Raw genomic sequence first — 25,490 nt, 5'->3', positions numbered from 1 at the left:
GCGGCGTGCCGGGTTCGCGCGGGGCGGCGTGCCGGGTGGGGCGGTACACCTGTCGGGAGTTCGGACGGATGCAGGAGCGAAACGCCGCGAACCCTCCTGCATCCGTCCGAACTCCCTGCATCCGTCCCGGGAAAGGATACGTCGCGGGTCAGCCGGCCTGAACGTCGAGCACCCAGGTCACGCCGAAACGGTCGGTCAGCATGCCGAAGCCCGCCGACCAGGCTGACGCTGCGAGCGGCTCGATGACCGTCGCGCCCTCGGCCAGGCCGTCCCAGTACCCCCGGAGCTCGTCGAGCGAATCCGCCCGTAGCGACTGGAAGAACGTCCGATCGGTGATGGTCGCGCCGTTCTCCCGGTGCGTGGTGCCGGCGGTCGCCGTCGGGTCCGGGTCGTCCTGCCCGGGGATGTCGTACGCCATCAGCCGCATCCCCTCCGCGGTCTCGAGCTGCCCGAACACGATCTTGTCGAACCCGGGCACTCCCTCCGGCATGCCGAACTGGCCGTATGTCGCGGCGGTGACCTCGCCGCCGAACACGGACCGGTAGAAATCGAGCGCCTGTCGAGCCGTGCCGCGGAAGTTCAGGTGGGTCGTGGTGTTGATGGTCATCGGTCTCTCCTTCTTGTGCGGCCCGCCGTTAGGAACCGCCTGAGAGAACGATCACAGGGGTAGCGGTCGGTTTCTGTCCTCTACTGCGGGCAGACTGAATCGCATGGCCTCAAGCTCGTCACGAATGCTCGCGCTGCTGTCGCTGCTGCAGACACCACGCGACTGGCCCGGCCACGTGCTCGCCGAGCGACTGGAGGTCAGCCCGCGAACGGTGCGTCGCGATGTCGATCGCCTGCGAGAGCTCGGCTACCGGATCGCTGCGGTCAAGGGTCCGTACGGCGGCTACCGCCTCGAAGCCGGATCCGAGCTGCCGCCGCTGCTGTTCGACGATGACCAGGCCGTCGCTATCGCGGTGGCGCTGCAGACCGTCCCCTCCAGCGGCATCGACATCGAGGAGGGCGCGGCGCGGGCGCTCGCGACCGTGCGGCAGGTGATGCCCTCACGACTGCGGCACCGTGTCGACGGCATCCGCTTCACGGGTGCCACTGCCGATGTGCGCGTCGATCCGGCGGTGCTCGAAGCGGCGAGCGCGGCCGTGCGCGACCGCCAGGTGCTGCGCTTCGACTACGGCTCCGACCGCGACCGACCTGCCCGTCGCACCGAGCCGCACGCGGTGGTCGCCCGCGAGGGCCGCTGGTATCTGCTCGCGTGGGATCTGGAGGTTGCGGATTGGCGTACCTTCCGGCTGGACCGGATGCAGCCGCGCACCCCTACCGGACCCACGTTCAGCCCGCGTCCGCTGCCGGCGGCGGATGCTGCGACGTATCTCGCGGCTCGGGCGAAGGGGTCGGCGGCCGAGGATCGCTGGCCGTGCGTGGGCGAGGTCGTGATCGCACTCCCTGCCCGCGAGGTCGCACCCTGGGTCGACGATGGCGAGCTGGAGGAGCTCGCCGACGGCACATGCCGCATCACGGTCGGCTCCTGGTCGTGGGTCGGGGTGCTCGCCGCGGTCGCCCGGTTCGATGCGCCGTTCACGGTGGTCGGCCCAGTGGCGTTGCGGAAGGTCGCGGGGGTTCTCGCGGCGCGGTTTGCGGCGGCGGACTCTTCCTCCTGATCCAGGAGTTTTTACGAACTTCTCCCATTCTCTGCAGCTGCGTCGCCACGGGACGGAATCACTGCAGTCGATGACGTTCCCTAGTGCGATGACAAACTTTGCCATCGGTATTAGCGTGGAGGTATGGCCACGATGAACATCTCTCTTCCGGACGCGCTGAAGGACTTCGTCGAAACGCAGGTGGCCGAGCGCGGCTACAGCAACAGCAGCGAGTTCATGCGTGAGTTGATCCGCCATGAGCAGGCCCGCGAGCAGCTGCGATCCCTGGTTGTCGACGGGATGACGTCGGGGCCGGGTTCCGAAGTGGACCAGGCGTACTTCGATCGCCTCCGAGACCGCGTCCACGCAGACGCCGCCGACGCGTGACTGCGGGGCGAGTCGTCACCACCAGGCGGGCGGATGAGGACATCGACGGCGCGGTCACGCGCTACCTCGGCGAAGCAGGGCCGCCGGTCGCGATCGCGTTCATCGACGACCTCCAGCATGCGCTGAGCCGGCTCACTGCGTATCCCTCGCTGGGATCGGCGCGCTTCGAGCTGGTGACCGAGATTCCCGACATCCGCGCCTTCCCTCTTCGAAACCATCCGTACCTCGTCATCTACACAGATGATCCGGACGCCGTGCGAGTCCATCGCGTGCTTCACACGAGGAGAGACATCGCTGCCGCCCTCACCGAGAGCGATCGTGACACCGCGTGGTCGCGACTCGTGCGCACCGGAAGGGTCACCCTCCCCACGAAGAAGGGCGCCCTGTCGCACCCACCGCAGCGACAGGACGAGACATCCGCACAGATCCTCGACGCCATCCGCGCCGACCGCATCTGACCTCCCGCTCTCGCGGGAGAGCCGCCTCACCCGCGCCGGTAGACTGAGCATGCCCCGCCGGCCCCTTCCTTTGGAGTGCGCGTGACCACCGCCCCTGCACCTTCCCCCCAGCACGTCCCCGACTCCGTCGAGAACGCGATCGCGACGCCCGAGAAGGAGCAGCCGTACGCGGCCCTCGGACTCAAGCCCGACGAGTACGAGCGCATCAAGGAGATCCTCGGCCGTCGCCCCACCTCGGGCGAGCTGGCGATGTACTCCGTCATGTGGTCGGAGCACTGCTCGTACAAGTCGTCGAAGAACTACCTGCGCCGCTTCGGCCAGAAGGTCTCCGAAGAGATGAAGGAACGTCTCATGGTGGGCATGGGCCAGAACGCGGGCGTCGTCGACGTCGGCGAGGGCTGGGCCGTCACCTTCAAGGCCGAGTCGCACAACCACCCCTCGTTCATCGAGCCCTTCCAGGGTGCGGCGACCGGCGTCGGCGGCATCGTCCGCGACATCATCTCGATGGGCGCTCGCCCGGTCGCGGTCATGGACGCCCTGCGCTTCGGTGCGGTCGACCACCCCGACACCGCCCGCGTCGTGCACGGCGTGACCAGCGGCATCAGCTTCTACGGCAACTGCCTGGGTCTGCCGAACATCGGCGGCGAGACGGTCTTCGACTCCGTCTACCAGGCCAACCCGCTCGTGAACGCGCTCGCGGTGGGCGTGCTGCGTCACGAAGACCTCAAGCTCGCGAACGCGACCGGCGTCGGCAACAAGGTCGTCCTGTTCGGCGCCCGCACGGGTGGCGACGGCATCGGCGGCGCGAGCATCCTGGCCTCCGACTCGTTCGACTCCACCGGTCCGACCAAGCGCCCCGCCGTGCAGGTGGGCGACCCGTTCGCCGAGAAGGTGCTCATCGAGTGCTGCCTCGAGCTGTACCGCGGCGAGCTCGTCGAGGCGATCCAAGACCTGGGCGCCGCCGGCATCTCGTGCGCGACCAGCGAGCTCGCGGCCAACGGCAACAGCGGCATGAAGGTCTCGCTCGACAACGTGCTGCTGCGCGACCCCACGCTCACGGCCGAGGAGATCCTCATGTCGGAGTCGCAGGAGCGCATGATGGCGATCGTCGCTCCCGAGAAGCTCGATGCGTTCCTCGAGGTCGTGAACAAGTGGGAGGTCGAGACCTCCGTGCTCGGCGAGGTCACCGGCGACGGACGCCTCATCATCGACTGGCAGGGCGAGCGCATCGTCGACGTCGACCCCTCGACCGTCGCGGTCGACGGCCCCGTCTACGACCGTCCGGTCGCCTACCCGACGTGGATCGACGCCCTCCAGGCGGATGCCGCCGAGAACCTGCCCCGTGCCAACGACCCCGAGACGCTGCGCGAGCAGTTCCTCGCCCTCGTCGCCTCGCCGAACCTGGCCGACACGAGCTGGATCACCAACCAGTACGACTACTACGTGCTCGGCAACACGGCCCTCAGCTTCCCCGACGACGCCGGCATGATCCGCGTCGACGAGGAGTCGGGCCTCGGCTTCGCGGTGTCGACCGACGCCAACGGCCGCTACTGCCAGCTCGACCCGTACGCGGGCGCCCAGCTGGCCCTCGCCGAGGCGTACCGCAACGTCGCCGTCACCGGCGCGGTGCCCACGGCCATCACCGACTGCCTGAACTTCGGCTCTCCCGAGAACCCCGAGGTCATGTGGCAGTTCGGTCAGACGGTCGACGGCCTGGCCGACGGATGCTACGAGCTGGGAACCCCGGTCACCGGCGGCAACGTCTCGTTCTACAACCAGACCGGCGACGTGCCGATCCACCCGACCCCGCTCGTGGGCGTGCTCGGCATCATCGACGACGTCTCGCGCCGCATCCCCTCCGGATGGCAGGACGAGGGTCAGAACATCTACCTGCTCGGCACCACCTCGACCGAGCTCTCGGGTTCGGCCTGGGCGGACGTCGTGCACGACCACCTCGGCGGACTGCCGCCGAAGGTCGACCTCGCCGGCGAGAAGCGCCTCGCGGGTCTGCTCTCGGCCGCCCGCGATGAGTGGCTCATCTCCTCGGCGCACGACCTCTCCGAAGGCGGCCTCGCACAGGCACTCGCCGAGGGCGTCATGCGCTTCGGTGTCGGCGCCCGTGTCTGGCTGAACGAGATCATCGAGAGCAACGGCGTGGATGCCGCATCCGCCCTGTTCTCCGAGTCGACCGGTCGCGTGATCGTGACCGTGCCGCGTGAAGACGACGTGAAGTTCCGCGGACTCTGCGAGGGACGCGACTACCCGGTGATGCGCATCGGCGTGACCGACACCGAGGGCGCGAAGCTCGAGGTGCAGGACGTCTTCACCGTGTCGATCGCCGAGCTGCGCGAGCGCTCGCAGGCCACGCTCCCCTCGTACTTCGGCCCGACGGTCACGGAGGTCAGCGCATGAGCGACGTGAGCCGGCAGAACCCGAACGAAGAGGACTACGGCGACCTCGGCGAGAAGCGCAACCGTCGCATCCGCATCGTCGCCTGGACCGTCATCATCGCGCTCATCCTCGGCGGTGGCGGCGCGACCGTGATCACGCTCATCCTCGGCTGAGAGCGGCCGGCCCCTCCGCACCCGGGTCGCAGTTCCGCACCCAGGTCGCACGGATTCCAGGATTGCGTGCGACCTCGATGAGAGAGTGCGACGCGAGCCTCGCCAGGCGTACCCTCGGGCGGGAACGGAGGAACCATGACCATCCACCTCAGAGACGTCGCCACCGACGAAGACATCGAGGGGTACCTGCTCGGCTCGCCCGTGAGCATCATGCGCGAGTTCATCACGACACCCGGTCGAGGACCACGTCTGCATCGGCATCCGTACGCCGAGACGTTCGTGATCCGCCGGGGCCGCGCGCTGTTCACGGTCGGCGACGATCAGGTGGTCGGCGTCGGAGGGCAGATCCTCGTCGTGCCCGCCCTCGTCTCCCACCGCTTCGAGGTGCTCGACGGCGGCACATACGAGGCCACGCACATCCATGCGAACGACCGCTTCGTCACGGAGTGGCTCGAGTAGCTCGGCGCGACGCGCCCTCGACGCTCAGCGGGCGAGGAGATACCGGACCAAGTCGACGACCCCGTCGGGATCGCGAGCCTCACGGCCGAGGGATTCCACGATGATCGCGCCGAGGAGGGCCCTGCCGATCTGAGCGACCGGTGCATCGGCCGGCAGCTGCCCGTCTCGGATTCCGCCGCGCAAGCGCTCCGACAGGTGCTGCTCCACCCCGAGGCTCTCACTGAGATGCACGCCGACGTCGGCGTCATCGGCGGCGGCCGCGACGAGCGAACGCAGCAGTGCATCCCCCTGCGGAGCCTCCAGGATCGACAGCACCGAACGCAGCCAGGTCTCGACGTCGGCGAGCAGGTCGCCCGTGTCGGGCACGACGAAGTCCACGGGGATGAGACGCCCGTCGACCAGGCAGTCCGCGATGAGCGCACCGCGCGAGAGCCACCAGCGGTAGATGGTCTGCTTGCCGACTCCGGCTTCCTTCGCGATGCCCTCGATCGTCAGCCGGTCGTACCCCTGCGCGTGGAAGAGTCGCGAGGTCGCATCGAGGATCGCTTCACGCGCCGCAGTACTGCGCACGGGCCCGCTCCGATGCTCGTTGACCATGCGTTCAGGATAGCCACAGATCGCTAGACGAGACGTGCCGTATGATCTTCGAGTCTGAAGGAGACCACTGTGGCATCACTGCTCTACCGTCTGGGTTCGTTCGCTGCGCGCAAGGCGTGGACGGTGATCGTGTCGTGGGTCCTGATCCTCGGCATCGGCGTCGGCGCCTTCCTCACCCTCGGCGGCACGCTCAGCAACAGCTTCGACATCCCGGGCACCGCGTCGGGCGCGGTGACCGACGAGCTCGCCGACAAGCTCCCGGATTCCGCGGGCGGCACCGGAACGGTCGTCTATCGCACCACCGACGGTTCGGCGTTCACCGACGAGCAGAAGGAGGAGATCTCCGACCTCGCTGCGAGTGCCGAGGATCTCGACGGCGTCGCGTCCGTGATCGACCCGTTCGACGCGCAGCAGCAGCAGGCCGACCAGGCGAAGGAGCTCGCCGACGGCGAGAAGCAGATCACCGACGGTCGCGCCCAGCTGGACGCCGGGCAGACGAAGCTCGACGAGGGCAGGGCCCAGATCGAAGCCGGCCTCACCCAGCTCACGGCGTCCCGCACCCAGGCGGAGCGGGCCGGCGCCGGCCCCGAGCAGCTCGCCGCCATCGACGCCCAGGTGGCGGCGTTGAACGCGCAGGCAGCCGAGCTCGAGGCCCAGAACGCGAAGCTCGATCAGTCCCGCATCACCCTGCAGGAGAACGCCGACCAGGCGGAGTTGGGCTCGACCCTCCTCGACCTGGCCGACGGCATCGGCGTGGTGTCGGAAGACGGGTCCACCGCGATCGTCAACGTCTCGTTCGTCGACCCGCGCCTCGAACTCTCCGAAGAGGTCAAGCAGGGCACGATCGACCACTTCGCCTCCGCACCGATCGACGGCACCGAGGTCGACTTCGGCACCGACATCGCGCAGGGTGTGCCCGAGATCTTCGGCGTCGGCGAGGCGGTCGGTCTCGTGTTCGCCGCGATCGTGCTCATCGTGATGCTCGGCTCGCTCATCGCCGCAGCCCTCCCCATCGTCACCGCCATCGTCGGCGTCGGTGTCGGAGTCACGGCATCCCTCGCGTTCTCCGGCGTGGTGGACATGGCGTCCGTGACACCGGTGCTGGGCGTGATGCTCGGCCTCGCGGTCGGCATCGACTATTCGCTCTTCATCGTGAACAGGCACCGCAAGCAGCTGCTCGCCGGCGTTCCGGTGCGCGAATCCATCGGCCTGGCCACCGGCACGTCCGGCACCGCCGTGGTGTTCGCCGGCACGACCGTCATCGTCGCGCTCCTCGCGCTCAACGTGACCGGCGTCCCGTTCCTCGGCCTCATGGGCACGGTCGGCGCGGTGTGCGTCGCGGTGGCCGTGCTCGTCGCGATCACCCTCGCGCCCGCCATCCTCGGGCTCGTCGGCGACCGTCTGCTCAGCCGCCGCGCGCGCGCGACGGTCGGGCAGGAGCACGCCGCGGGCAAGCCCGTGAAGCGGATGTCGACCCTGCGCGCCGTCGTCACCACGCTCGTGAGCGTGGTCGCGCTGCTCATCATCGCGATCCCCGCGATGTCGATGCGACTCGGTCTGCCCGACGGGTCGAGCGAACCGAGCGACTCGACCAGCTACCGCGCGTTCCAGACCGTCGACGAGCAGTTCGGCGAGGGCGCGAACGGTCCGTTGCTGGTCACCGCGACCCTCGACGACGCGGTCACCGACGATGATCTGCTCTCCACGCAGGTCACGATCGCGCAGGCCATCGCCGACCAGGACGACGTCGCGGCGGTCGCGCCGATCGCCACCTCCGACGACAACACCCTCCTCGCATTCCAGGTCGTCCCGGAGGAGGGCCCGAACAGCGCCTCCACCGAGAGGCTCGTGCAGGACCTGCGCTCGATGCCGGCCATCGGCGACGGGATCACCCTCGGCGTCGCGGGTCAGGCCGCGATCAACATCGACATCTCCGAGGCGCTGGCCGGGGTCCTGCCGCTGTACCTCGTGGTCGTCGTCGGCCTCTCGCTGCTCATCATGATCGTGGTGTTCCGTTCCCTGCTGGTGCCGCTCATCGCGACCGGTGGCTTCGTGCTCTCGCTGTTCGCGACGTACGGCCTGATCGTCGCGGTGTTCCAGTTCGGCTGGGGCGCCGAGATCATCGGGCTGCACAGCACCGGGCCGATCCTGAGCTTCCTGCCGGTGATCCTCGTCGGCATCCTGTTCGGGCTCGCGATGGACTATCAGCTGTTCCTCGCCTCCGGCATGCGCGAGGCGTATGTGCACGGAGCCTCGGCGCGCGATGCCGTGGCCCAGGGCTTCCGTGCCGGCCGCTCGGTCGTGACCGCCGCCGCCCTCATCATGGTGTCGGTGTTCGGCGGATTCATCTTCTCGGAGTCGACGATCATCCGCTCGATCGGGTTCGGCCTCGCGTTCGGCGTGCTGCTCGACGCGTTCGTGGTGCGGATGCTGCTGATGCCCGCGCTCATGCATCTGCTCGGCCGCTCGGCGTGGTGGCTGCCGCGCTGGCTCGACCGCATCCTGCCGAACGTCGATATGGAGGGGGCGGCCCTCGAGCGCGATCACCCCGGCATGAAGGCCGTGGCCGTTCCGACGACGACCGACTCGGTGCCGACAAGCGGGCACTCCGCCTGAGGCGGCGGGCGTCGCAGATTCGCGTCGAGGTCGCAGAGTTCCGCTGGATCCTGCGACCTCGATGCGAAAGTGCGACGGGTGGGGCCGGGGTGTCGGCGGGGATGCCTAGAGTGGGCGCATGAGTTCTGACCCCCGCGCGCTGCTCCAGGAGCTGCGCGTCCAGGCCGAGGCCCGCGTGCAGGCGACGGCCGCAATCCTCGACGAGCTCACCCACGACCGCGAGAGCTCGAACGACGACGACGAACACGACCCCGAGGGCGTCACGCTCTCGTCGGAGTGGTCACGGCTGACCGGGCTCGCCGAGGCGGCAGCATCCGAACTCCGACAGGTCGACGATGCGCTGGCGCGAATGGATGCCGGCACCTACGGCGTCTGCGCGAACTGCGGCAGGCCGATCCCCGCGGCACGACTGCAGGCCCGACCGTTCGCCGAGTACTGCGTCGCCTGCGCCGAGAAGCTCGGGCACTAGCCCTGACACGGGTGGCGAGCACGAGTAGCATCCCACCCATGCCCATCACACTCGAGAACGTCGGGATCGCCGTGCGCGACCTAGAAGCCACCATCTCCTTCTTCACCGACCTCGGCCTCACGGTGCTCGGTCGCGACGAGGTCAGTGGGGAGTGGGCGGCGACCGCGGTCGGACTCGACGGCAACCACGCGAAGATCGCGGTGCTGCAGACCCCCGATGGGCGCGGCCAGATCGAGCTGTTCGAGTACATCCACCCGGACGCGATCGAGACGGAGCCGACCCTGCCGAACGAGATCGGCATGCACCGGATCGCCTTCTCGGTCGACGACATCGACGAGTCCCTCGCGATCGCGGCCCGCCACGGCTATCACCCGCTGCGCGGCGTCGCGAACTACCAGGACGTCTACAAGCTCACCTACCTCCGCGGCCCCAGCGGCATCCTCGTGATGTTCGCGCAGGACCTCACGAAGAGCTGACGCCTGTCCCCCAGACTTCCCGTGCACGACTTCGGCACCCCGTGCACGACTTCGGAGCTCCCCGGCGACACGCGGCCGTTCGGTCGATCCGCCCGGCGCGTCACGCGCGCGATCTCCGAAGCTGTGCGGCGGAGAAGGGCGACAGGCAGCGACGAGACCGCCGGACCCGAACGGGGTCGCTCGGCCCCAGGCGGAGAACTCCCCCTCGGGAGGAGATTCTCGGTGGAGCCGTCCGCCCGAGGGGGAGAAGTCCGCCCGAACGCTTATGCCTGAAGCCGGACTCCTGAAGGGGGACAGCCGCAGCGAGGCAGCTCAAGCGGGCACCCCCACGCGCGGCAGCCGAACACGCGACACCGAGCCGGACAGCCGAAGCGGGACAGCCCCCCGAAGGAACTGCCCCGCCACGAGAGGAACCTACGGCAGCGCCGGACCCCCTGGTCCCGCGCCCGGCACGGGGTAGTACACGGGCGGAGTGTCGTCCCACGCCGACGGCAGCATCAGCAGGTCGTCGTAGTGGTGCATGGCGATGCCGCCGAACGAGGCGTCGTCCTGGAACGCCGTGTACGTCTTGTCGAGCTCGCCCTCGAGGTAGGTGCGTCCCTCCTCCCAGAACGTCACGGTCTCGGGGTCACCCGTGCCGGAGAGGTCCTTGGTCTCGATGCCGACCACGACCGAGTTCGGCTTGCCGATCTGGTTCGCGTAGTCGATCTCGTGCTGCGCCTGGGCGATGATGCCCGCGCTGCCGTCGGCCGTGTCGCGGTAGTCCATGATCGCGATGTAGTCGGTCATGTCCTGGATGTGGTCGCTGAGCGGCTTCGTCTGGCCGTTCCAGGTGATCGACGTGCAGCAGGCCGAGGAATCCAGCCAGCGCGGGATCGCGGGCCCGACCAGCACCGGCAGCCCGGAGGCGTCGCGACGCTCGATGAGCGTGTCGAGGATCTCGAGCCACCGGTTCGGGAGCCCGCCGCTGCCGGGCAGCTTCCAGTCGCTGAGGATGTACGGCTCGATGTCGACATTGATGCCGTCGAAGCGCGCGGACTCCGGCACGGCGAGGTTGTAGTCGAGGACCTTCTCGAACTCGTCGACCGCGAAGTGCTCGAACTGCTCCAGGGCGCCCAGGTACGGCGGACGCGTGCCGCCGGCGACGGTGGCCTGCACGTGGTAGCCGCGGGCGCGCGCCCACTCCACGAACGCCACGACCTCGTCGCGCGAGTCGCGCAGCATGTCGGTGGTGCCGTACTTGTCGACGCCGAGGTAGATCGTGCGGATGGGGTCGGACCCGAAGGTCGTGGTGTCGTCCATCACGGCGCCGAGGCGGTCGCGGGCGTCTTCATCGAACACGGCCTCGTAGGAGGCGCGCTCCCAGATCCACATCGCCCGGTCCTGGTCGTAGATCACGGGGGTCTCGGCGGTGGCTCCGCCGAGCGCGACGTAGGTGGTCGGCGCCTCGGAGGTGTGCCCCGACACGTCGGTCGCACGGGCCTCGATGCTCGCGAACTCGGAACCTGCGACGGGGAAGGATGCCGCGTACTCGCATCCGCCCTGCGCCGTGGCAGCCTGCCAGGCACCGCCGTTCACCCGCACCTCGACGGCGGACAGCGCGCGGTCGGATGCCACGTCGACGACCACGTCGAGCGAGGACCCCGCATACGCGCCCTCGGTCGGCGAGACCACCGTGACGACCGGGCGGGATGCGGCCGGGTTGTCGACCTCGACGGCGAGGAACTCCGACCAGGTCGTGTAGAGGGTGGTGAGGTCACGGGCGCGCACCGCGAGGTCGAGTCGCCCGTCGCGGTCGGCGATGTCGAGGTCGATGGTCCACGTGCCGGCCGTGCCGGTGACCGGGATCGGGATCACCTCCTGCGCCCCCACGACGAGCACGAGCTCGGAGGTGTTCGCGAACGTCCCCTCCACCGTGAGCGTCGATCCGCTGACGGTGCCGCCGTCGACGGGAGAGGTGATCGCGAGCTCGGTCGTGACGGTCTCTGCAGAGGCGGCGCCGCCGGTGGCGACCACCCCTCCGGCGAGAAGGCTCGCGGCGACCAGCGCCGACAGCCAGCGTGTGCGTCTCATCGGTGTCTCCTTCCGCTCCGCCGGGCGCGGAGTCGTCGTGACTGCCACCGTGACGCGCGGGCATCCGACGGTCAACGGAAGGTCAGCGAAGAGGAATGACTGGAGGAAGGAATCGGGACTTCGCCGGCTTCGGCCCTGCACTTCGCTCGGCCGATCGCACGTGCGTCGGCCCTTTCGCACGGATGCGGCCGAGGGAAGCGCGAATCCCCGCAGCACGCGCCGCGAGTGCCCGACACCTTGCCGAACCGAGTCCGAATGAATACGGTTGCATAGCAAAGACTCACGGGCATCCACGGGCCGAGGAGGGCGACATGGGAGCTTTTCCGAACACCCAGCCGCTGTTCGTGAGCCTGGCGCAGCAGCTCCGCGACCGCATCACCGCCGGCGAGTGGTCACGGGGCGAGCGCCTGCCACCGGAGGCGACTCTGGCGGCGACGCACGCGGTCGGCATCAACACCGTGCGTCGGGCGGTGGGGATGCTCGTCGACGACGGAGTGGTGGTCCGCCGCCAAGGATCCGGCACCTACGTGTCGGCGCGCTGGACCGGGACGACGCCCCTGATCGGCGTGATCGTCCCGTCGCGCAGCTACTACTTCCCCACGGTCGTCGACGGGATCACGGAAGTGGCCCGGGCCGCGGGCGCGACCGTGCGCATCGTGTCGAGTGAGTATGACGACGCCCTGGAGATCCGCCGCATCCGCGAGCTCCTGGCCGCCGGATGCGACGGCCTGTTGATCACCCCGACACTGCACCGCACCGACCCGACGGCGCGACTCGACCTGCTGCGCGCACTGCCGATCCCGGTGGTGCTGATGGAGCGGATGCCGACGGATTCGCCGCCGGACGACGGGCTCTCGGCGGTGTGCACCGATGTCGTCGCGGGCGGATACGCGGCCGTGCGGCACCTGGCACGGCAGGGCCGTCGGCGTATCGGATTCCTCGGGCGTCGTGACACCGCGACCGCCGATGCCGCGCTGCGCGGCTACCGTCGCGCGATCGACGATCTGACCCTTGTCGACCTCCCGGGCGCGGTGGTGCGTCGGGACTCGTGGGACGACGCCGCACTCGCCGACTACGCGCACCGAGCGCTCTCGGTGGGACTCGACGGCGTCGTCTGCCTCGGCGACCGCGAAGCGACGGCGCTCCTTCCGCACCTGAGGCGCGTGGGGCTCTCGCTTCCCGACGACCTCGCGCTGGTCGCCTTCGACGACGAAGAGGCGGCGGATGCGTCGCTCCCGCTCACCGCCGTGTCCCCGCCGAAGCGCGAGATCGGACGCCTCGCGGCGGCCACACTGTTGCGGCAGCTGGGGCGCGGGGGCGACCGAACCCCGGTGCGGATGCTGCTGCAGCCGGTCGTTCGGGAGCGGGCCTCCACTACCGTCGCATCCACCCGCGTCTTGCAACCGCTTGCATGATCGCGCCGCGCGTCATAGGTTGAAGTCAGGCCCGCCCCAGGGTTCGACGATCGACCCGAGGATTCCCGTGCCCCACAGCTCGCGCCGCACCTTACCGCGCGCCCCCGTGCGCATCGTGCACCTCGGACTCGGCGCCTTCCACCGCGCACACCAGGCCTGGTACACCGCCCACGCCGATCCCGAACACGAGTGGGGCATCGCGGCATTCACGGGCCGCTCGCCCGATGCCGCCGAGACGCTCCATCGACAGGACGACGTGTACACCCTCCTCACGCGCGGCGCAGAGGGCGATTATTTCGAGACCATCGAGAGCATCGTGGCCGCGCACGACGGCGGCGACACCGACGCGCTGCGCGACTACGTCTCCCGCCCCGAAGTCACGGTCGTCACGCTCACGGTGACCGAGAAGGGCTACCGACGCGGATCGGACGGCCGCCTCGACGTCGCCGACCCCGACATCACCGCCGACATCTGTGCGCTGGGCGAAGCCTTCGCCGATCGGGAGAACCCGCCGGACACCATCGCGAACGGCGTCCTGCGCACGATGCCCGCCCGCCTGCTCTGGGCGCTCGACGCTCGACGCCACGCCCTGCCCGACGGCACGATCACGCTGATCCCGTGTGACAACCTCGATGACAACGGCTCCGTGCTCCGGGCCGTGCTCGGCGACCTCGCCGCGCTCACCTCCCCTCCCCTCGGCGCCTGGATCGACGCGCAGGTCGACGTGGTCAGCACCTCCGTGGACCGCATCACCCCGCGCACCACGGCAGACGACATCGACGCCGTCGCCGCCCGCGAGGGCATCCGCGACGAAGCCCTGGTGGTGACCGAGCCGTTCCACAGCTGGATCCTGAGCGGACGCGTCCGCGCCGCCCGACCGCGCTGGGAGGATGCCGGCGCCTCGTTCGTGTCCGACATCGAGCCGTTCGAGCAGCGCAAGCTCTGGATGCTCAACGGCGCACACTCCCTTCTCGCCTCCGACGGCATCCTGCGCGGACATGAGACCGTCGCCGAGGCCATCGCCGACCCGGAATGCGCGGCGCTGGTCCACGACCTGTGGGATCTCGCCCAGCGGCGCCTCGATGCCTCCGCCGACAGAGCCGGCGTCGAACTCGACCTTCCCGCCTACCGGACGGCGCTGCTCGAGCGATTCGCGAACCCCGCCATCGTGCACCGGCTGCGGCAGATCGCCGCGGACGGCAGCCTCAAGCTGCGCGCCCGCATCGTCGAGCCGGTGCGCCGCGCCCGCGCCGACGGCGAGACGGGCGCGGCCGGCATCGCCGCGATCGCCGCCTGGGCCCGGTTCGTCATCGCCGAGGTTCAGGCAGAGCGTCCGCTCGACGACGTCGCCGCGGAGGAGCTGGCCGCACGCGCGACAGATGCCGATCCGCATCGCGCCCTGCTCGACCTGCTCGCACCCGATCTCGCCGCGGACCCCGCCGTGCTCGGGATACTCACCGACCACGCCCGCTGATCCACGCCCGCTTCTCCCCCTCACACACGAAGAGCGCCGATCCCGAAGGACCGGCGCTCTTCGACGTCTGTGGCATCAGCCCTTCACGGCACCGGCCATCATGCCCGCGCCCAGGCGACCCTGGACGAAGAGGAACAGGATGACCACGGGCACCGAGATCAGCGTGGCGCCCGCCATGATGCCGGCCCAGTCGGTGGCCGACAGCTCGCTGCTGAACGTCTGCAGCCACAGCGGCAGGGTGGCGTTGCCCGGCTTCGTCATCACGACGAGGGCCAGGGTGTACTCGTTCCACGCCTGCAGGAACGCGAAGACGGATGCCGTGACGATGCCCGGCCCGAGCAGCGGCAGCGTGACCCGCATGAACGCCCCGAACCGGCTGCAGCCGTCGACCATCGCCGCCTCTTCGAGCTCGGCCGGGATGCCGTGGATGAACCCGCGCAGCAGCCACACCGTGAACGGGACGACCGTGCCGATGTAGAGCAGCGACAGGCCGCCGACCGTGTTGAGCAGGTGCCAGCCGTCGAGCATGCGGAACTGCGAGATGAACAGGGCCTCGGTCGGGATCATCTGCACGATGAGCACGAGCAGGATGATGAGCCCGCCGCCCTTGAAGCGGAAGCGGCTCACCGCGATGGCGGCGAAGAACCCGAATAGCACGGCGACCACGACCACGATGGCCGTCACGCCGGCACTCATGCCGAGCGCCGACCAGAAACCGCCGTCGGCGAGGATGCCGGCGAAGCTGTCGAAGCTCAGCGGGAACGGGAAGAACCGCGGTGTGCGCGAGAACAGCTCCTCGTTGTCCGAGAGCGCGGTGTTCACCATCCAGTAGATCGGGAAGACGAGGAGCAGCGCGGCGGCCACGGCGACGCCGTTCCAGGTGCGCCGGCGGGCGTCGTTGCGATTGCCGATGGTCCGGCGCGAGCGCGGCGGCACGACGGCGGCGATGTCGGTGGTCCTGGTCATGGTCGGGGCACTCATTCCGAGACCTCCTTCTGCTGGGCGAACATCTTCGCGATGTACTTCCAGGTGAGCAGCAGCGTGAGGATGAGCACGATCGTCGCGAGAGCAGATGCGTCGCCGTACTCGCCCTGGCCGATGCCGATCCGGTAGATGTAGGTGCCGAGGAGGTTGGTCTCCTCGATCGAGACGCCCGCCTGCTGCAGCACGTAGATCTGCGTGAACACCCGCAGGTCCCACACGATCTGCAGGAGTCCGACGATCATGACCGCCGGGGTGATGAGCGGCATCGTGACGTGCCGGAAGCGCGTCCAGGGTCCCGCGCCATCGAGCTCCGCCGCCTCGAGCACCTCGGTGGGCACCTGGGTGAGGGCGGAGTAGATCATGAACACGATCAGGGGCAGGCTGCCCCAGATCACGGTGATCGCGGCGATCGTGAACACGCCCATCGGAGTGGAAGTCCACGGGAAGCCGGCCATGTCGGGGAAGCCGATGCGCGCGAGGATCCAGTTCACCAGGCCGTAGCGGGCGTCGAACAGCCACTGCCAGATGACCATGGTCACCAGCGCCGGCGTCGCCCACACGAGCAGCAGTGTCACCTGCAGGGCGATGCGCGCCCAGCTGCTCACCTTGGTCAGCAGCAGCGCGATCAGCATGCCGATCACCATCGACAGCGAGGCGCACACGGCGCAGAAGAGCACGGAGCGGAAGAACACGACCCACATGTTGGGGTCGGTCAGGATCCTGCCGTAGTTCGCCAGGCCCACCCATTCGGGCTCCTGGCCGAACTGCTGCGCCAGCCCGAACTTCTGCAGCGACATCACGAACTGCTGCAGCAGCGGCCAGCCGAGGGCGATCAGCACCGCCGCGAGGAGCGGCGCGATCAGGAGATACGGGAGCAGCGCTCCCCGCGCGCGGCGCGGCCGCGTGCGGGGAGCGGGCTGCTGCGGGGACGCCTCGGGGGCGACCTCGACATCGATCACGGGAGTGGTCATCATCAGTCGCCGTTGAGGGTCGCTTCGATCTTCGCGCCGATGCGCGTGACCACCTCGTCGATGTCCTCACCCTTGGCGATCGCCGAGTACAGGTCGACCGGGATGTTGTTGCCCTCCACGATCGCCCAGTTCGGCGCCGCCGGGGTGAGGGCGCTCGTCTCGGCGATCTGCTGCTGCAGCTCGGCGTCGACGATGCCGTCGGGGATGGCCGACGCGAAGGTGGTGTTGCCGGGGACCCAGCCGGAGTCCTCGGCGAGCTGGGTCATGAAGTCCTCGCTGAGGATCAGCTTCATGGCCTTCTTCGCGAGCTCCTGCTGCGACGACTTCGCGGCGATGCCGACGTTGGATCCTCCGAGGAACTGGTGGCTCTCGCCGCCGGCCTCGACCGGGGGAAGCGCCATCACACCGGTGACGTCGGCGAGCTCGGGAGAGATGCTGTCCTGCGCGAACACGCGGTAGGAGAACATCGCGACCTCGCCGTTGTTGTACGGCACCCACGGGTTGCCCGCGGTCTCCTTCGCGTCGAGCGCGCCGAGGGCCGAGCCCTGCCAGATGGTCTGCATCTGCTCGAGCGCGGCCTTGGCCTCGGGGGTGTCGAGTCCGCTGACCCAGGCGCCGTCCTTCTCCTCGGCGTAGTTCGCGCCGTGCGAGAACAGCCAGCCCTCGAGCCCGTGCACGTCGACGACGGGGAAGTAGATGCCCTTGAAGCCCTCCACACCGTCGGGATTCGCCTGCTGCACCGTCGCGGCTGCGGCGACCAGGTCGTCGAGCGTCTCGGGGGCGGCGATGCCCGCCTTCTCGAGCAGATCGGTGCGGTAGAAGACGACGCTGGTGCCCGCGTACAGCGGGTAGGCATAGGTCTTGCCGTCGAGGGTCGCCTGATCGACGAAGCTCGGGATCAGGTCGTCGCCGTCGACCTCGTCGTACAGGTCGGAGATGTCGGCGAGCGCCCCGACGTTCGCGAACGTCGCGGTCTTGGTGTTGCCGATCTCGACGATGTCGGGGGTCTCGGACTCGCTCGCGAGCGAGGTCTGGAGCCGGGAGACGATGTCATCCCAGGGCTGCATCTCCACCGTCAGCGTGGAGCCGGGGTTCTGGGCGGCGAACTCGTCTTCGAGCCACGCGACCGCATCCTCGGACACGGAGTCCTGCATGAGCCACACGCGGAGGTCTCCGCTGTCGGCGTCGCCTCCGTCGTTCCCGGTGCCTGAGCTGCAGCCGGTGACGGCCAGCACCGCGGCCAGTGAAGCGGCCGCCGCGATCACAGTGCGTCTTGCCATTCTCGTTCCTCCATGGTCTTCCTCGACGGGCCCGAAAGGCGCCCGATGAACGGGTGGTTCAACCGTTTCTCACGCTAACGTGCAAACGGTTGCATTACAATAGCTTCTTCGTTGAAGAGGGTGTAACGGTTGTGTTTCTGTTTGATTACCAGGGATAAGTCAGTGGTTGCGGGGAGCGCGCCGCAGCGGACACGACCTTCGGGGGCGTGATCCCTGCACCGCGTTGCACAGCCTCAGACGGCGATGGCCGCCGTGGCGCGGGCGACGGTCTCCAGCACCGCGATCGGGGCGAGCAGCTGCGCCGTGGGGATCGGGGCTTCCCCCGTCGCGAGCATCCGGGCGAACGCATCCACGCCGGGCTGCACGTAGTCGGCACCCAGTACGATGTCGCGGCTGATGACCCCGTGGCCGCCGACGGCCGTCGCGCGGAACGGCACCTGGCCGTCGCCGTCGGGGCGGATGAACTCGAGCGTGACGAGCACGCCGCCGACCCGGTAGCGGGCGACGACCCCTCCCGGCAGGCGCTGCACGTCGATGTCCTCGGGCTCCCCCGGCACGAGACGCTGCGCCACGTCGGCGATGTGGATGCCGTAGAAGAAGATGCCGCTGTACGGACTGGCCGCGTCCGCGGGTCCGGTCACGGTGACCGCCTGCAGCTCGCCGATCGATCCGAGGCCCTCGGCGATCGCGTCGGTGTCGGCCACCCAGCGCAGCGCCGATGACGAGGTGAGCACCGTGCCACCACGCTCGGCCGCCGCGACGATCTCGTGCGCATCGGCGATGCTCGCCGCGAGCGGCTTGTCGACCCAGACCGGCGTTCCCGCCTCGAGGAACGGCACGGCGTGCGCCCGGTGCAGCGCCCCGTCGCGCGAGGTGACGATGAGCGCGTCGATGCTGCCGAGCAGGTCGCCCGACTCGGCGACGATCTGCTCGATGCCGCCGAGTTCCGCGAGCTCGCGCGTGCGGTCGTCCTCGCCCGCGACGAGCGCCACCACACGCACCGGCACGTCATCCGGCCGCTCGACGTTGAGGTAGCGGATGATCTCCTCGGCGTGGCTGTTCTCGATGCCGACGATCGCGACGTTCTTCGTTTCCATGTCTCTCATCCTCTTTCACTCGTGCAGGTCGACGGGACGACCGGTGCGGGCGGACTCGTACACGGCGAGCACCACCTGCAGCGCCCGGCGGCCGTCGTCGGTGGTGATGGCGGGGCGACCGCCGCTGCGGATCGCCCGCACGACGTCGAGGTACTGCCGGCGATGCGCCATGTCGACGTCGCTCCACCCCTCCGGCACATCGTGCTCGACGAGCGAGTCGGCATCGGGCTGCGGCGCGGTGGCCGAGGCGAAGAAGGCGAGCCCGTCGTTCTCCATCACCGCGGTGCCCTGCGAGCCGTGCACGGCGAGGCGCACCGGAAGCCCCGGGTACGCCGCGGTGCTGGCGAGCAGCAGCCCGATGGCGCCGCTCTCGAACTCGATCGTGGCGCCCGCGACGTCCTCCACCTCGATGCCCTCGTGCGCGAGACGGCCGGTCTTCGCGCTCACCGACACCGGAGTGCCGAGCATCCACAGCAGCAGGTCGAGCGCGTGGATGCCCTGGTTCATGAGTGCACCGCCGCCGTCGATGGCCGCGGTGCCGCGCCAGTCTCCGGACTCGTAGTACTCCTGCGGGCGGAAGAACGCCGACTCCACGACACCCGATGTCACGCGTCCGAGCGCGCCCTCGTCGATCGAGCGGCGGATGAACGAGGCCACCGGCTGGAAGCGGCGCTGGCTGATGACGGAGACGGTGCGTCCGGAGGCGCGCTCGGCGGCCCGCACCCGATCGGCGGATTCGAGGGTGACGTCGATCGGCTTCTCGACGATCACATCCACCCCCGCGTCGAGGGCGGCGACCACCGCGTCGGCGTGGAAGGCACTGGGCAGGCAGATCGCGGCGAGGTCGACGCTCTCGGCGCGATAGGCCTCGGCGGCCGACGCGTGGAACGGCACGCCGTACTGCTCGGCGAGCGCACGCCCGCGCGCCTCGTCGAGGTCGACGATCGCGGCGAGCACGCCGGCGTCGCCGAGAGCCGCGACGAGGCGCGCGTGGACGGCACCGATCACCCCGGCGCCGACGATCGCGATGCGCAGCGGTTCGGTCATGATGTCTCCTGTCGTGGGGGTGGATGCCGGAGGTGTCGGCGCAGTCGGCGAGCTCCGTCGGCGGACTCAGTCAGCCGGGCGCGACCAGGCGATCGCGGTGCCGCCCTGTTCGGCGGAGGTCTGGGCGAGGAGGGCGAGTCGGGTCGCGGCGAGCGAATCCCGGGTTCCGACCTCGGGGGTGCGCCCGTCGGCGAAGGCGTCGAGTGCCTCTTCGGCCGGACGTCGTCCCGGCGGCAGATCGAGCGCGCGGGTCGGCCGATCGTGGGTGGTGACCTCGACCCGGCCGCGGGCCCAGAAGATCTCCGCGGTCCCGCGGGTGCCGACCAGGCGCAGCCGATAGTCGCCGTGCACGTCGGAGGCCTGCGGGGTGAGCCAGTTCACCTCGGCGGAGACGACGGTGTTCGGTGTCGTGAGGGTGGCCGAGCCGTAGCGCGCGAATCCCTCGGCGCCGTCGAGCGGTGCCGAGACGGCTCCCCGGATCACGCCCTCGTCGGCCGGCGCGAACAGGAGCGCGGCGTCGAGGTCGTGCACGGACAGGTCGGTCAGGATGCCGCCGTACTGCGCCGGGTCGAAGAACCAGTCCGGCCACTGGGCGCGGTTGAGCTTGTGCGGGCCTGACGAGGTGACGCCGACGATGTCGCCCAGCTCTCCGGCGCGCACGACATCGAGTGCGGCGAGGGTCTCGGGGTAACCGCGCTTCTCGAGCAGCAGGTTCACGGTGCGATCGACCTCGGCGGCCACGGCCTCGATCTCGTCGAGCTCGGCGAGCGAGGTGCACAGCGGCTTGTCGGCCAGCACGTGGGCACCCGCACGGAGTGCGGCGAGGGCATCGGCGCCACGCGCTCCGTAGACACCGGCGATCACGGCGACGTCGACGCCCTCGGCGAGCAGATCCTCGGCGCGGTCGAAGGCGGGCACGCCGAAACGGGCGGCGTGGTGCTCTGCGACAGCAGGGTCGGAGTCCTGCACACCGACGAGCTCGAACGCGGCGCGGTCGGCGCGGGTCAGCTCGTCGAGCACGTAGTCCACGTGCGGATGGGCGGCACCGATGATCGCGATCCGAGGCATGGGCGACAGTAAATCATGCGACCGGTTGCATGGTCAACCGCCGATCGTGTGCGCAGCCTCCGTGGTGGCCCGGACGACGAGGTGCGTCGCGATCGTCACGCGGGCATCCGAGCGCTCCCCGCTGGCGAGCACGCCGAGCAGCAGCTCGGCTGCCGCATCGCCCGCCGCCGCGGACGCCGCCGAGATCGTGGTGAGGGCCGGATGCGTGCCGGAGGCGAGGGTGTCGTCGCATCCGATCACGCTGATGTCGCGGGGAACGTCGATGCCGCGCAGTGCGAGCCCCGCCATCACACCCTGGGCGACCACGTCGTCGAACGCGATCACGGCGGTCGCCTCGGAGGCGAGGATGCCGCCGACCGCGTCGCGTCCGCCGGCCGAGCTCGGGCGCCCCAGCTCCTGCACGATGACTTCGAGTCCCGCGCGCTCGGCAGCCCGGGCGAGGGCGGCCCGGCGCTGCTGGTCCGACCACGACTCGCGCGGCCCCGACAGGTACACCACGCGGGTGTGGCCGAGGCGGTGGAGGTGCGCGACAGCCTCGTCGAGCCCTCCGCTCGGATCGATCAGCACCCGCGCCAGACCCTCGATGTCGCGGTTCACGAGCACCACGGGGCGCGACGCGTCGAGCTCGCGGATGCGGTCCTCGTCGAGGCGCGGGGAGGCCAGGACGAAGCCCTCGACCTGGGCGCTGAGGCGCGAGGTGAGGTTGGCCTCGCGGTCGGCGATCTCGTCGGAGTCGCCGAGGAACACCGCGTAGCCGGCGGCGTCGGCCAGCGTCTGCACGCGCCGCACGAGCGGCGGGAAGAACGGGTTGGCGATGTCGGGGACGACCACGGCGACGTTGCCGAACCGACCGGTGGAGAGAGCGCGCGCGGCGTGGTTCATGACGTAGCCGAGCTCGTCGGCCGCCGCCTTGACGCGTCGCACCGTCTCGGGGTTCAGCAGCTCGGGGCGGCTGAACGCACGGGAAACCGTCGACCGCGAGACACCGGCCACGCGGGCGATGTCGCCGATCGTCACCGACGTCGATGCCGTCTTCCTGTTGCCTGTCACGTCACACACACTAAGCCCGTGCACCGTGGCTGCGCGCGTGCGAACCCTCGGGAATCTCCTCCTGGGGGCGGCGAGAACGCGGAACGGATCGCACGCGGGGGCTTGACTTTGCAAGCGGTTGCATTAATCTTGCGGATCATGAGCACGACGACGTTCGCCCTGCATGCCCACCCCGACCGCGCCGCGATGGGCGCTGCCGCCGCGCGATCGGCGGCGCGCACGCTGCGCGAAGCCGTGGCAGCTCGCGGCACCGCTCGGATGATCGCCGCCGCCGCCCCCAGCCAGCTCGACGTGTACCGAGCCCTCACCGCCGAGCCCGACCTGCCGTGGGACCGCATCACGATCCTGCACATGGACGAATACCTCGATCTCGACCCCGCGGCCCCCCAGCGCTTCGGCAACTGGCTGCGCACCCACCTCGTCGATGCGGTGCAGCCCGCCGCGTTCCACCCCATGCGCACCGAGCTCGGCGCGGAGGCGGCGACCGAGGAGTACGCGGCCCTGCTCGCCGAAGGGCCCATCGACCTGGTGTGCCTCGGCATCGGCGTGAACGGCCACATCGCGTTCAACGATCCGCCCGACGCCGATCTCGGCGACCCGTGCCCCGTGCGCGTGGTGCAGCTCGACCTCGCCAGCCGCGTGCAGCAGGTCGATGACGACTGCTTCGCTACGCTCGAGGCCGTGCCCACCCACGCACTGACGCTGACCATCCCGGCGCTGATGAAAGGCGCCCACCTCGTGTGCGCCGTTCCCGATGCCCGCAAGGCCGAGGCCGTGCGCGCCCTGGTCGAGGAGCCGATCAGCTCGCACTGGCCGTGCACCGTGCTGCGGCGGCACTCGCGCTGCGAGGTGCACGTCGACCGCGACGCGGCATCACTGCTGCATCCCGCACCGGCCGTGGCGGCCCCGGCGGCGCGATGACCGCGCGCACGCTCCACGGCCGCGACGCCCTCGGCGCGGGCGGGCTGGAGGTCGTCGTCGAGCACGGCCGGATCAGCGCGCTCACCCCGACCGCCGACCCCGGCGACGGCGCGCCCTGGATCGGTCCCGGGCTCATCGACCTGCAGGTCAACGGCCATCTCGACGGCGACGCCAACGCGGCAGAGCCCTCGGCGGACCACATCTCGGCGATGGCGCGGTCTCTCGCCGCCCACGGCGTCACGCGATTCCTGCCGACCGTCATCACCGCCTCGCCCGCCGAGATGCTCGCCCGCATCCGTGCGATCGACGAGGCCGTGCGCACCTCGACCGCGACCTCGCGCGCGGTCGCCGGCATCCACGTCGAGGGTCCCAGCCTGTCGGAGCAGGACGGCCCCCGCGGCGTGCATCCGCTCGCGCACATCCGCCCGCCGGCGATCGCCGAGCTGCAGACCTGGCTCGACGCCGCTCCCGGCCTGCTCCGGGTCGTGACCCTGTCTCCGCACCATCCGGGGTCGGTGGAGGCCACGCGCTTCCTCGTCGCGCACGGCGTGCGGGTCGCGGTCGGACACACCCACGCGACGGATGCCGAGATCGCCGCGGTCGTCGACGCCGGCGCCACGCTCTCCACACACCTCGGCAACGGCGCGCACGCGGTGCTCCCCCGGCATCCGAACTACCTGTGGACGCAGCTCGCCGAACGCCGGCTCGCCGCCGGTGTCATCGCCGACGGCCACCACCTGCCCGATGCCACGCTCGCGACCATGATCGCCGCGAAGCGCGACCACGGCGTCTTCCTCGTGAGCGATGCCGTCGCCACCCCCACGGCCCTGCGGGAGGACGGCGTCTCGACCGTCGGCGGGGGCGTGCACCTCGCCGACGACGGAGCGCTGCGGCACGTGTCGACCGGGTTCCTCGCGGGCTCTGTGCAGACCCTCGACGTCGGTGTCGCGACCGTCGCCCGCCTGACCGGTTCGCTGTCGGCGGCGCTGCGGCTCGCGACCTCCGCACCCGCAGCCGTCCTCGGCGACGGCCCGCACTGGACGGTCGGCGCCCGCGCCGACGTGCTGCTGTTCGACTGGGCGCCCGGCGAGCGCGCGATCACGCCACGCGAGGTCCTGATCGCCGGCGAACCCGCCACCGAGTCCGCCGACGCCCGCACGACCGCAGGAGGAAACCGATGACCATCGACAGGGCTGACGTGATCGTCACGAGTCCGGACCGCAACTTCGTGACGCTGAAGATCACGACCGCCGGCGGGGTAACCGGGCTGGGCGATGCGACGTTGAACGGCCGCGAGCTCGCCGTCGTCGCGTATCTGACCGAGCATGTCGTGCCGTTGTTGATCGGGGCCGACGAGTCGCGCATCGAGGACACCTGGCAGTTCCTGTACCGCAGCGCCTATTGGCGGCGGGGCCCGGTGACGATGGCCGCGATCGCCGCAGTGGACATGGCACTGTGGGACATCAAGGGCAAGGTCGCCGGCCTCCCCGTCTACCAGCTGCTCGGGGGAGCGTCGCGGAACGGCCTGATGGCGTACGGGCACGCGTCGGGCAAGGAACTGCCGGAGCTGTTCGACTCGATCCGCGCCCACCAGGAACAGGGATACAGGGCCATCCGCGTGCAGACCGGGGTGCCGACGTTGAAGGCGATCTACGGGATCGCCGCACAGGGGGCCGATGTCGGCGACGCGTCGGTCCGGTACGACCACGAGCCCGCCCGCCGTGGGGCGAAGCCGGTGGAGGAGGACTGGGACACCCGCGCCTACCTCAACCACCTGCCCGGAGTGTTCGAGGCCGTGCGGAACGAGTTCGGTCCCGACATCCCGCTGCTGCACGACGGCCACCACCGGATGACCCCCATCCAGGCCGCCCGGCTCGGCAAAGACCTCGAGCCGTACGACCTGTTCTGGCTGGAGGACTGCACGCCGGCGGAGAACCAGGAGGCGCTGCGCCTGGTGCGCCAGCACACCACGACGCCGTTGGCGATCGGGGAGATCTTCAACACGGTGTGGGACTTCAAGGACATCATCCGCGACCAGCTCATCGACTACGTGCGAGGAGCCGTCACCCACATGGGCGGCATCACCGCACTGCGCAAGACGCTCGACTACGCGGCGATGTACCAGATCAAGTCGGGCATGCACGGGCCGACCGACATCTCTCCGGTCGGCATGGCCGCCGCGATGCACCTGGGACTGTCGATCCACAACTTCGGCATCCAGGAGTACATGCAGCACGGCGCCCGCACCGACCAGGTCTTCCAGCAGTCGTTCACCTGGACCGACGGATACCTGCACCCCGGGAACAAGCCCGGACTCGGCGTCGAGCTCGACACCGACGAAGCGGGCAAGTACCCCTACGAGCAGGCCTACCTCCCCTACAACCGCCTCCTCGACGGCACCGTCCACGACTGGTGAACGGTGGGTGGTCGCGCCCGTGAGCGAC

At 69.9% G+C, this 25,490-nt stretch carries 24 protein-coding genes; 14 read left to right on the top strand and 10 right to left on the bottom strand.

The window, feature by feature from the left end:
• Positions 1-148 precede the first annotated feature (148 nt).
• A complete protein-coding gene (locus tag OC372_RS18730) occupies positions 149-607 on the bottom strand; it encodes a VOC family protein (protein ID WP_262003689.1) in 459 nt (152 codons plus the stop codon).
• A 103-nt stretch (positions 608-710) separates the two neighbouring features.
• Here OC372_RS18730 and OC372_RS18725 point away from each other — a divergent pair, with 103 nt between their 5' ends.
• From OC372_RS18725 to OC372_RS18700, 6 genes are all read left to right on the top strand, one after another.
• Positions 711-1,661, top strand: coding sequence for a helix-turn-helix transcriptional regulator (locus tag OC372_RS18725; RefSeq protein WP_105711767.1), 951 nt, complete (start codon positions 711-713; stop codon positions 1,659-1,661).
• A gap of 123 nt (positions 1,662-1,784) precedes the next feature.
• Positions 1,785-2,027 carry a type II toxin-antitoxin system ParD family antitoxin gene (locus OC372_RS18720; RefSeq protein WP_029263097.1) on the top strand — a complete coding sequence of 81 codons (243 nt, stop codon included), beginning with the start codon at positions 1,785-1,787 and terminating at the stop codon, positions 2,025-2,027.
• On the top strand, positions 2,024-2,485 hold the full coding sequence (locus OC372_RS18715; RefSeq protein WP_081859997.1) for a type II toxin-antitoxin system RelE/ParE family toxin: 462 nt from the start codon (positions 2,024-2,026) through the stop codon (positions 2,483-2,485). The genes OC372_RS18720 and OC372_RS18715 overlap by 4 nt, the downstream gene beginning before the upstream one ends.
• An 81-nt stretch (positions 2,486-2,566) precedes the next feature.
• The gene (gene purL, locus OC372_RS18710; RefSeq protein WP_262003685.1) at positions 2,567-4,897 is read left to right on the top strand and encodes a phosphoribosylformylglycinamidine synthase subunit PurL; all 2,331 of its coding nucleotides are present in this window, start codon (positions 2,567-2,569) and stop codon (positions 4,895-4,897) included.
• Positions 4,894-5,049, top strand: coding sequence for a hypothetical protein (locus tag OC372_RS18705; protein ID WP_167381597.1), 156 nt, complete (start codon positions 4,894-4,896; stop codon positions 5,047-5,049). The genes purL and OC372_RS18705 overlap by 4 nt, the downstream gene beginning before the upstream one ends.
• A gap of 135 nt (positions 5,050-5,184) precedes the next feature.
• A complete protein-coding gene (locus OC372_RS18700) occupies positions 5,185-5,508 on the top strand; it encodes a cupin domain-containing protein (protein WP_105711765.1) in 324 nt (107 codons plus the stop codon).
• 24 nt (positions 5,509-5,532) lie between these two features.
• On the opposite strand, the gene OC372_RS18695 is transcribed toward OC372_RS18700, so the two are convergent.
• Positions 5,533-6,105, bottom strand: a complete 573-nt coding sequence (locus OC372_RS18695; protein ID WP_262003682.1) for a TetR/AcrR family transcriptional regulator — start codon at positions 6,103-6,105, stop codon at positions 5,533-5,535.
• A gap of 69 nt (positions 6,106-6,174) precedes the next feature.
• On the opposite strand from OC372_RS18695, the gene OC372_RS18690 reads away from it, so the two are divergent.
• The 3 genes from OC372_RS18690 to OC372_RS18680 all read left to right on the top strand — a co-directional run bounded on the left by OC372_RS18690 (position 6,175) and on the right by OC372_RS18680 (position 9,666).
• A complete protein-coding gene (locus OC372_RS18690) occupies positions 6,175-8,721 on the top strand; it encodes an MMPL family transporter (RefSeq protein WP_262003680.1) in 2,547 nt (848 codons plus the stop codon).
• 118 nt (positions 8,722-8,839) lie between these two features.
• Positions 8,840-9,190: a TraR/DksA family transcriptional regulator gene (locus tag OC372_RS18685; protein WP_262003678.1), complete on the top strand. Its 351-nt coding sequence runs from the start codon at positions 8,840-8,842 to the stop codon at positions 9,188-9,190.
• 38 nt (positions 9,191-9,228) lie between these two features.
• Positions 9,229-9,666, top strand: coding sequence for a VOC family protein (locus OC372_RS18680; RefSeq protein ID WP_029263104.1), 438 nt, complete (start codon positions 9,229-9,231; stop codon positions 9,664-9,666).
• Between the two features lie 414 nt (positions 9,667-10,080).
• Here OC372_RS18680 and OC372_RS18675 read toward each other — a convergent pair whose 3' ends face one another.
• Positions 10,081-11,739, bottom strand: coding sequence for a hypothetical protein (locus OC372_RS18675; protein ID WP_105711756.1), 1,659 nt, complete (start codon positions 11,737-11,739; stop codon positions 10,081-10,083).
• Between the two features lie 311 nt (positions 11,740-12,050).
• On the opposite strand from OC372_RS18675, the gene OC372_RS18670 reads away from it, so the two are divergent.
• Both OC372_RS18670 and OC372_RS18665 read left to right on the top strand, forming a co-directional pair.
• Entirely contained in the window at positions 12,051-13,154 is a 1,104-nt protein-coding gene (locus OC372_RS18670; RefSeq protein WP_167633635.1) for a GntR family transcriptional regulator, read from the top strand.
• A 67-nt stretch (positions 13,155-13,221) separates the two neighbouring features.
• A complete protein-coding gene (locus OC372_RS18665; RefSeq protein ID WP_262003673.1) occupies positions 13,222-14,628 on the top strand; it encodes a mannitol dehydrogenase family protein in 1,407 nt (468 codons plus the stop codon).
• 75 nt (positions 14,629-14,703) lie between these two features.
• Here OC372_RS18665 and OC372_RS18660 read toward each other — a convergent pair whose 3' ends face one another.
• The 7 genes from OC372_RS18660 to OC372_RS18630 all read right to left on the bottom strand — a co-directional run bounded on the left by OC372_RS18660 (position 14,704) and on the right by OC372_RS18630 (position 22,125).
• Complete coding sequence (locus tag OC372_RS18660) at positions 14,704-15,609, bottom strand: carbohydrate ABC transporter permease (protein ID WP_262003671.1); 906 nt, start codon at positions 15,607-15,609, stop codon at positions 14,704-14,706.
• Positions 15,606-16,586: a carbohydrate ABC transporter permease gene (locus tag OC372_RS18655; RefSeq protein ID WP_258134236.1), complete on the bottom strand. Its 981-nt coding sequence runs from the start codon at positions 16,584-16,586 to the stop codon at positions 15,606-15,608. Before OC372_RS18655 ends, OC372_RS18660 begins: the two co-directional genes overlap by 4 nt.
• A complete protein-coding gene (locus tag OC372_RS18650; RefSeq protein ID WP_105711753.1) occupies positions 16,586-17,863 on the bottom strand; it encodes an extracellular solute-binding protein in 1,278 nt (425 codons plus the stop codon). The genes OC372_RS18655 and OC372_RS18650 overlap by 1 nt, the downstream gene beginning before the upstream one ends.
• A 233-nt stretch (positions 17,864-18,096) precedes the next feature.
• Positions 18,097-18,960, bottom strand: coding sequence for a Gfo/Idh/MocA family protein (locus tag OC372_RS18645; protein WP_262003668.1), 864 nt, complete (start codon positions 18,958-18,960; stop codon positions 18,097-18,099).
• Between the two features lie 15 nt (positions 18,961-18,975).
• Positions 18,976-20,007 (bottom strand): Gfo/Idh/MocA family protein, encoded by a 1,032-nt coding sequence (locus OC372_RS18640; RefSeq protein ID WP_262003666.1) that lies wholly within the window; start codon positions 20,005-20,007, stop codon positions 18,976-18,978.
• Positions 20,008-20,073: 66 nt separating this feature from the next.
• The gene (locus OC372_RS18635) at positions 20,074-21,075 is read right to left on the bottom strand and encodes a Gfo/Idh/MocA family protein (protein ID WP_262003664.1); all 1,002 of its coding nucleotides are present in this window, start codon (positions 21,073-21,075) and stop codon (positions 20,074-20,076) included.
• Between the two features lie 33 nt (positions 21,076-21,108).
• Positions 21,109-22,125 (bottom strand): LacI family DNA-binding transcriptional regulator, encoded by a 1,017-nt coding sequence (locus tag OC372_RS18630; RefSeq protein ID WP_262003662.1) that lies wholly within the window; start codon positions 22,123-22,125, stop codon positions 21,109-21,111.
• A 138-nt stretch (positions 22,126-22,263) separates the two neighbouring features.
• Between OC372_RS18630 and OC372_RS18625 the strand changes: the two genes are divergently transcribed.
• Genes OC372_RS18625 through manD form a run of 3 tightly spaced genes read left to right on the top strand, consistent with a single transcriptional unit; the run spans position 22,264 to position 25,462 of the window.
• Entirely contained in the window at positions 22,264-23,046 is a 783-nt protein-coding gene (locus OC372_RS18625) for a 6-phosphogluconolactonase (protein WP_262003660.1), read from the top strand.
• A complete protein-coding gene (locus OC372_RS18620; protein ID WP_262003658.1) occupies positions 23,043-24,227 on the top strand; it encodes an N-acetylglucosamine-6-phosphate deacetylase in 1,185 nt (394 codons plus the stop codon). Before OC372_RS18625 ends, OC372_RS18620 begins: the two co-directional genes overlap by 4 nt.
• Positions 24,224-25,462, top strand: coding sequence for a D-mannonate dehydratase ManD (gene manD, locus OC372_RS18615; RefSeq protein WP_262003655.1), 1,239 nt, complete (start codon positions 24,224-24,226; stop codon positions 25,460-25,462). The genes OC372_RS18620 and manD overlap by 4 nt, the downstream gene beginning before the upstream one ends.
• The last annotated feature ends 28 nt before the right edge of the window (positions 25,463-25,490 follow it).

Source organism: Microbacterium sp. Mcb102, assembly GCF_024519805.1.
Taxonomy (GTDB): domain Bacteria; phylum Actinomycetota; class Actinomycetes; order Actinomycetales; family Microbacteriaceae; genus Microbacterium.
This window is presented reverse-complemented; position numbering and strand designations above follow the sequence as displayed.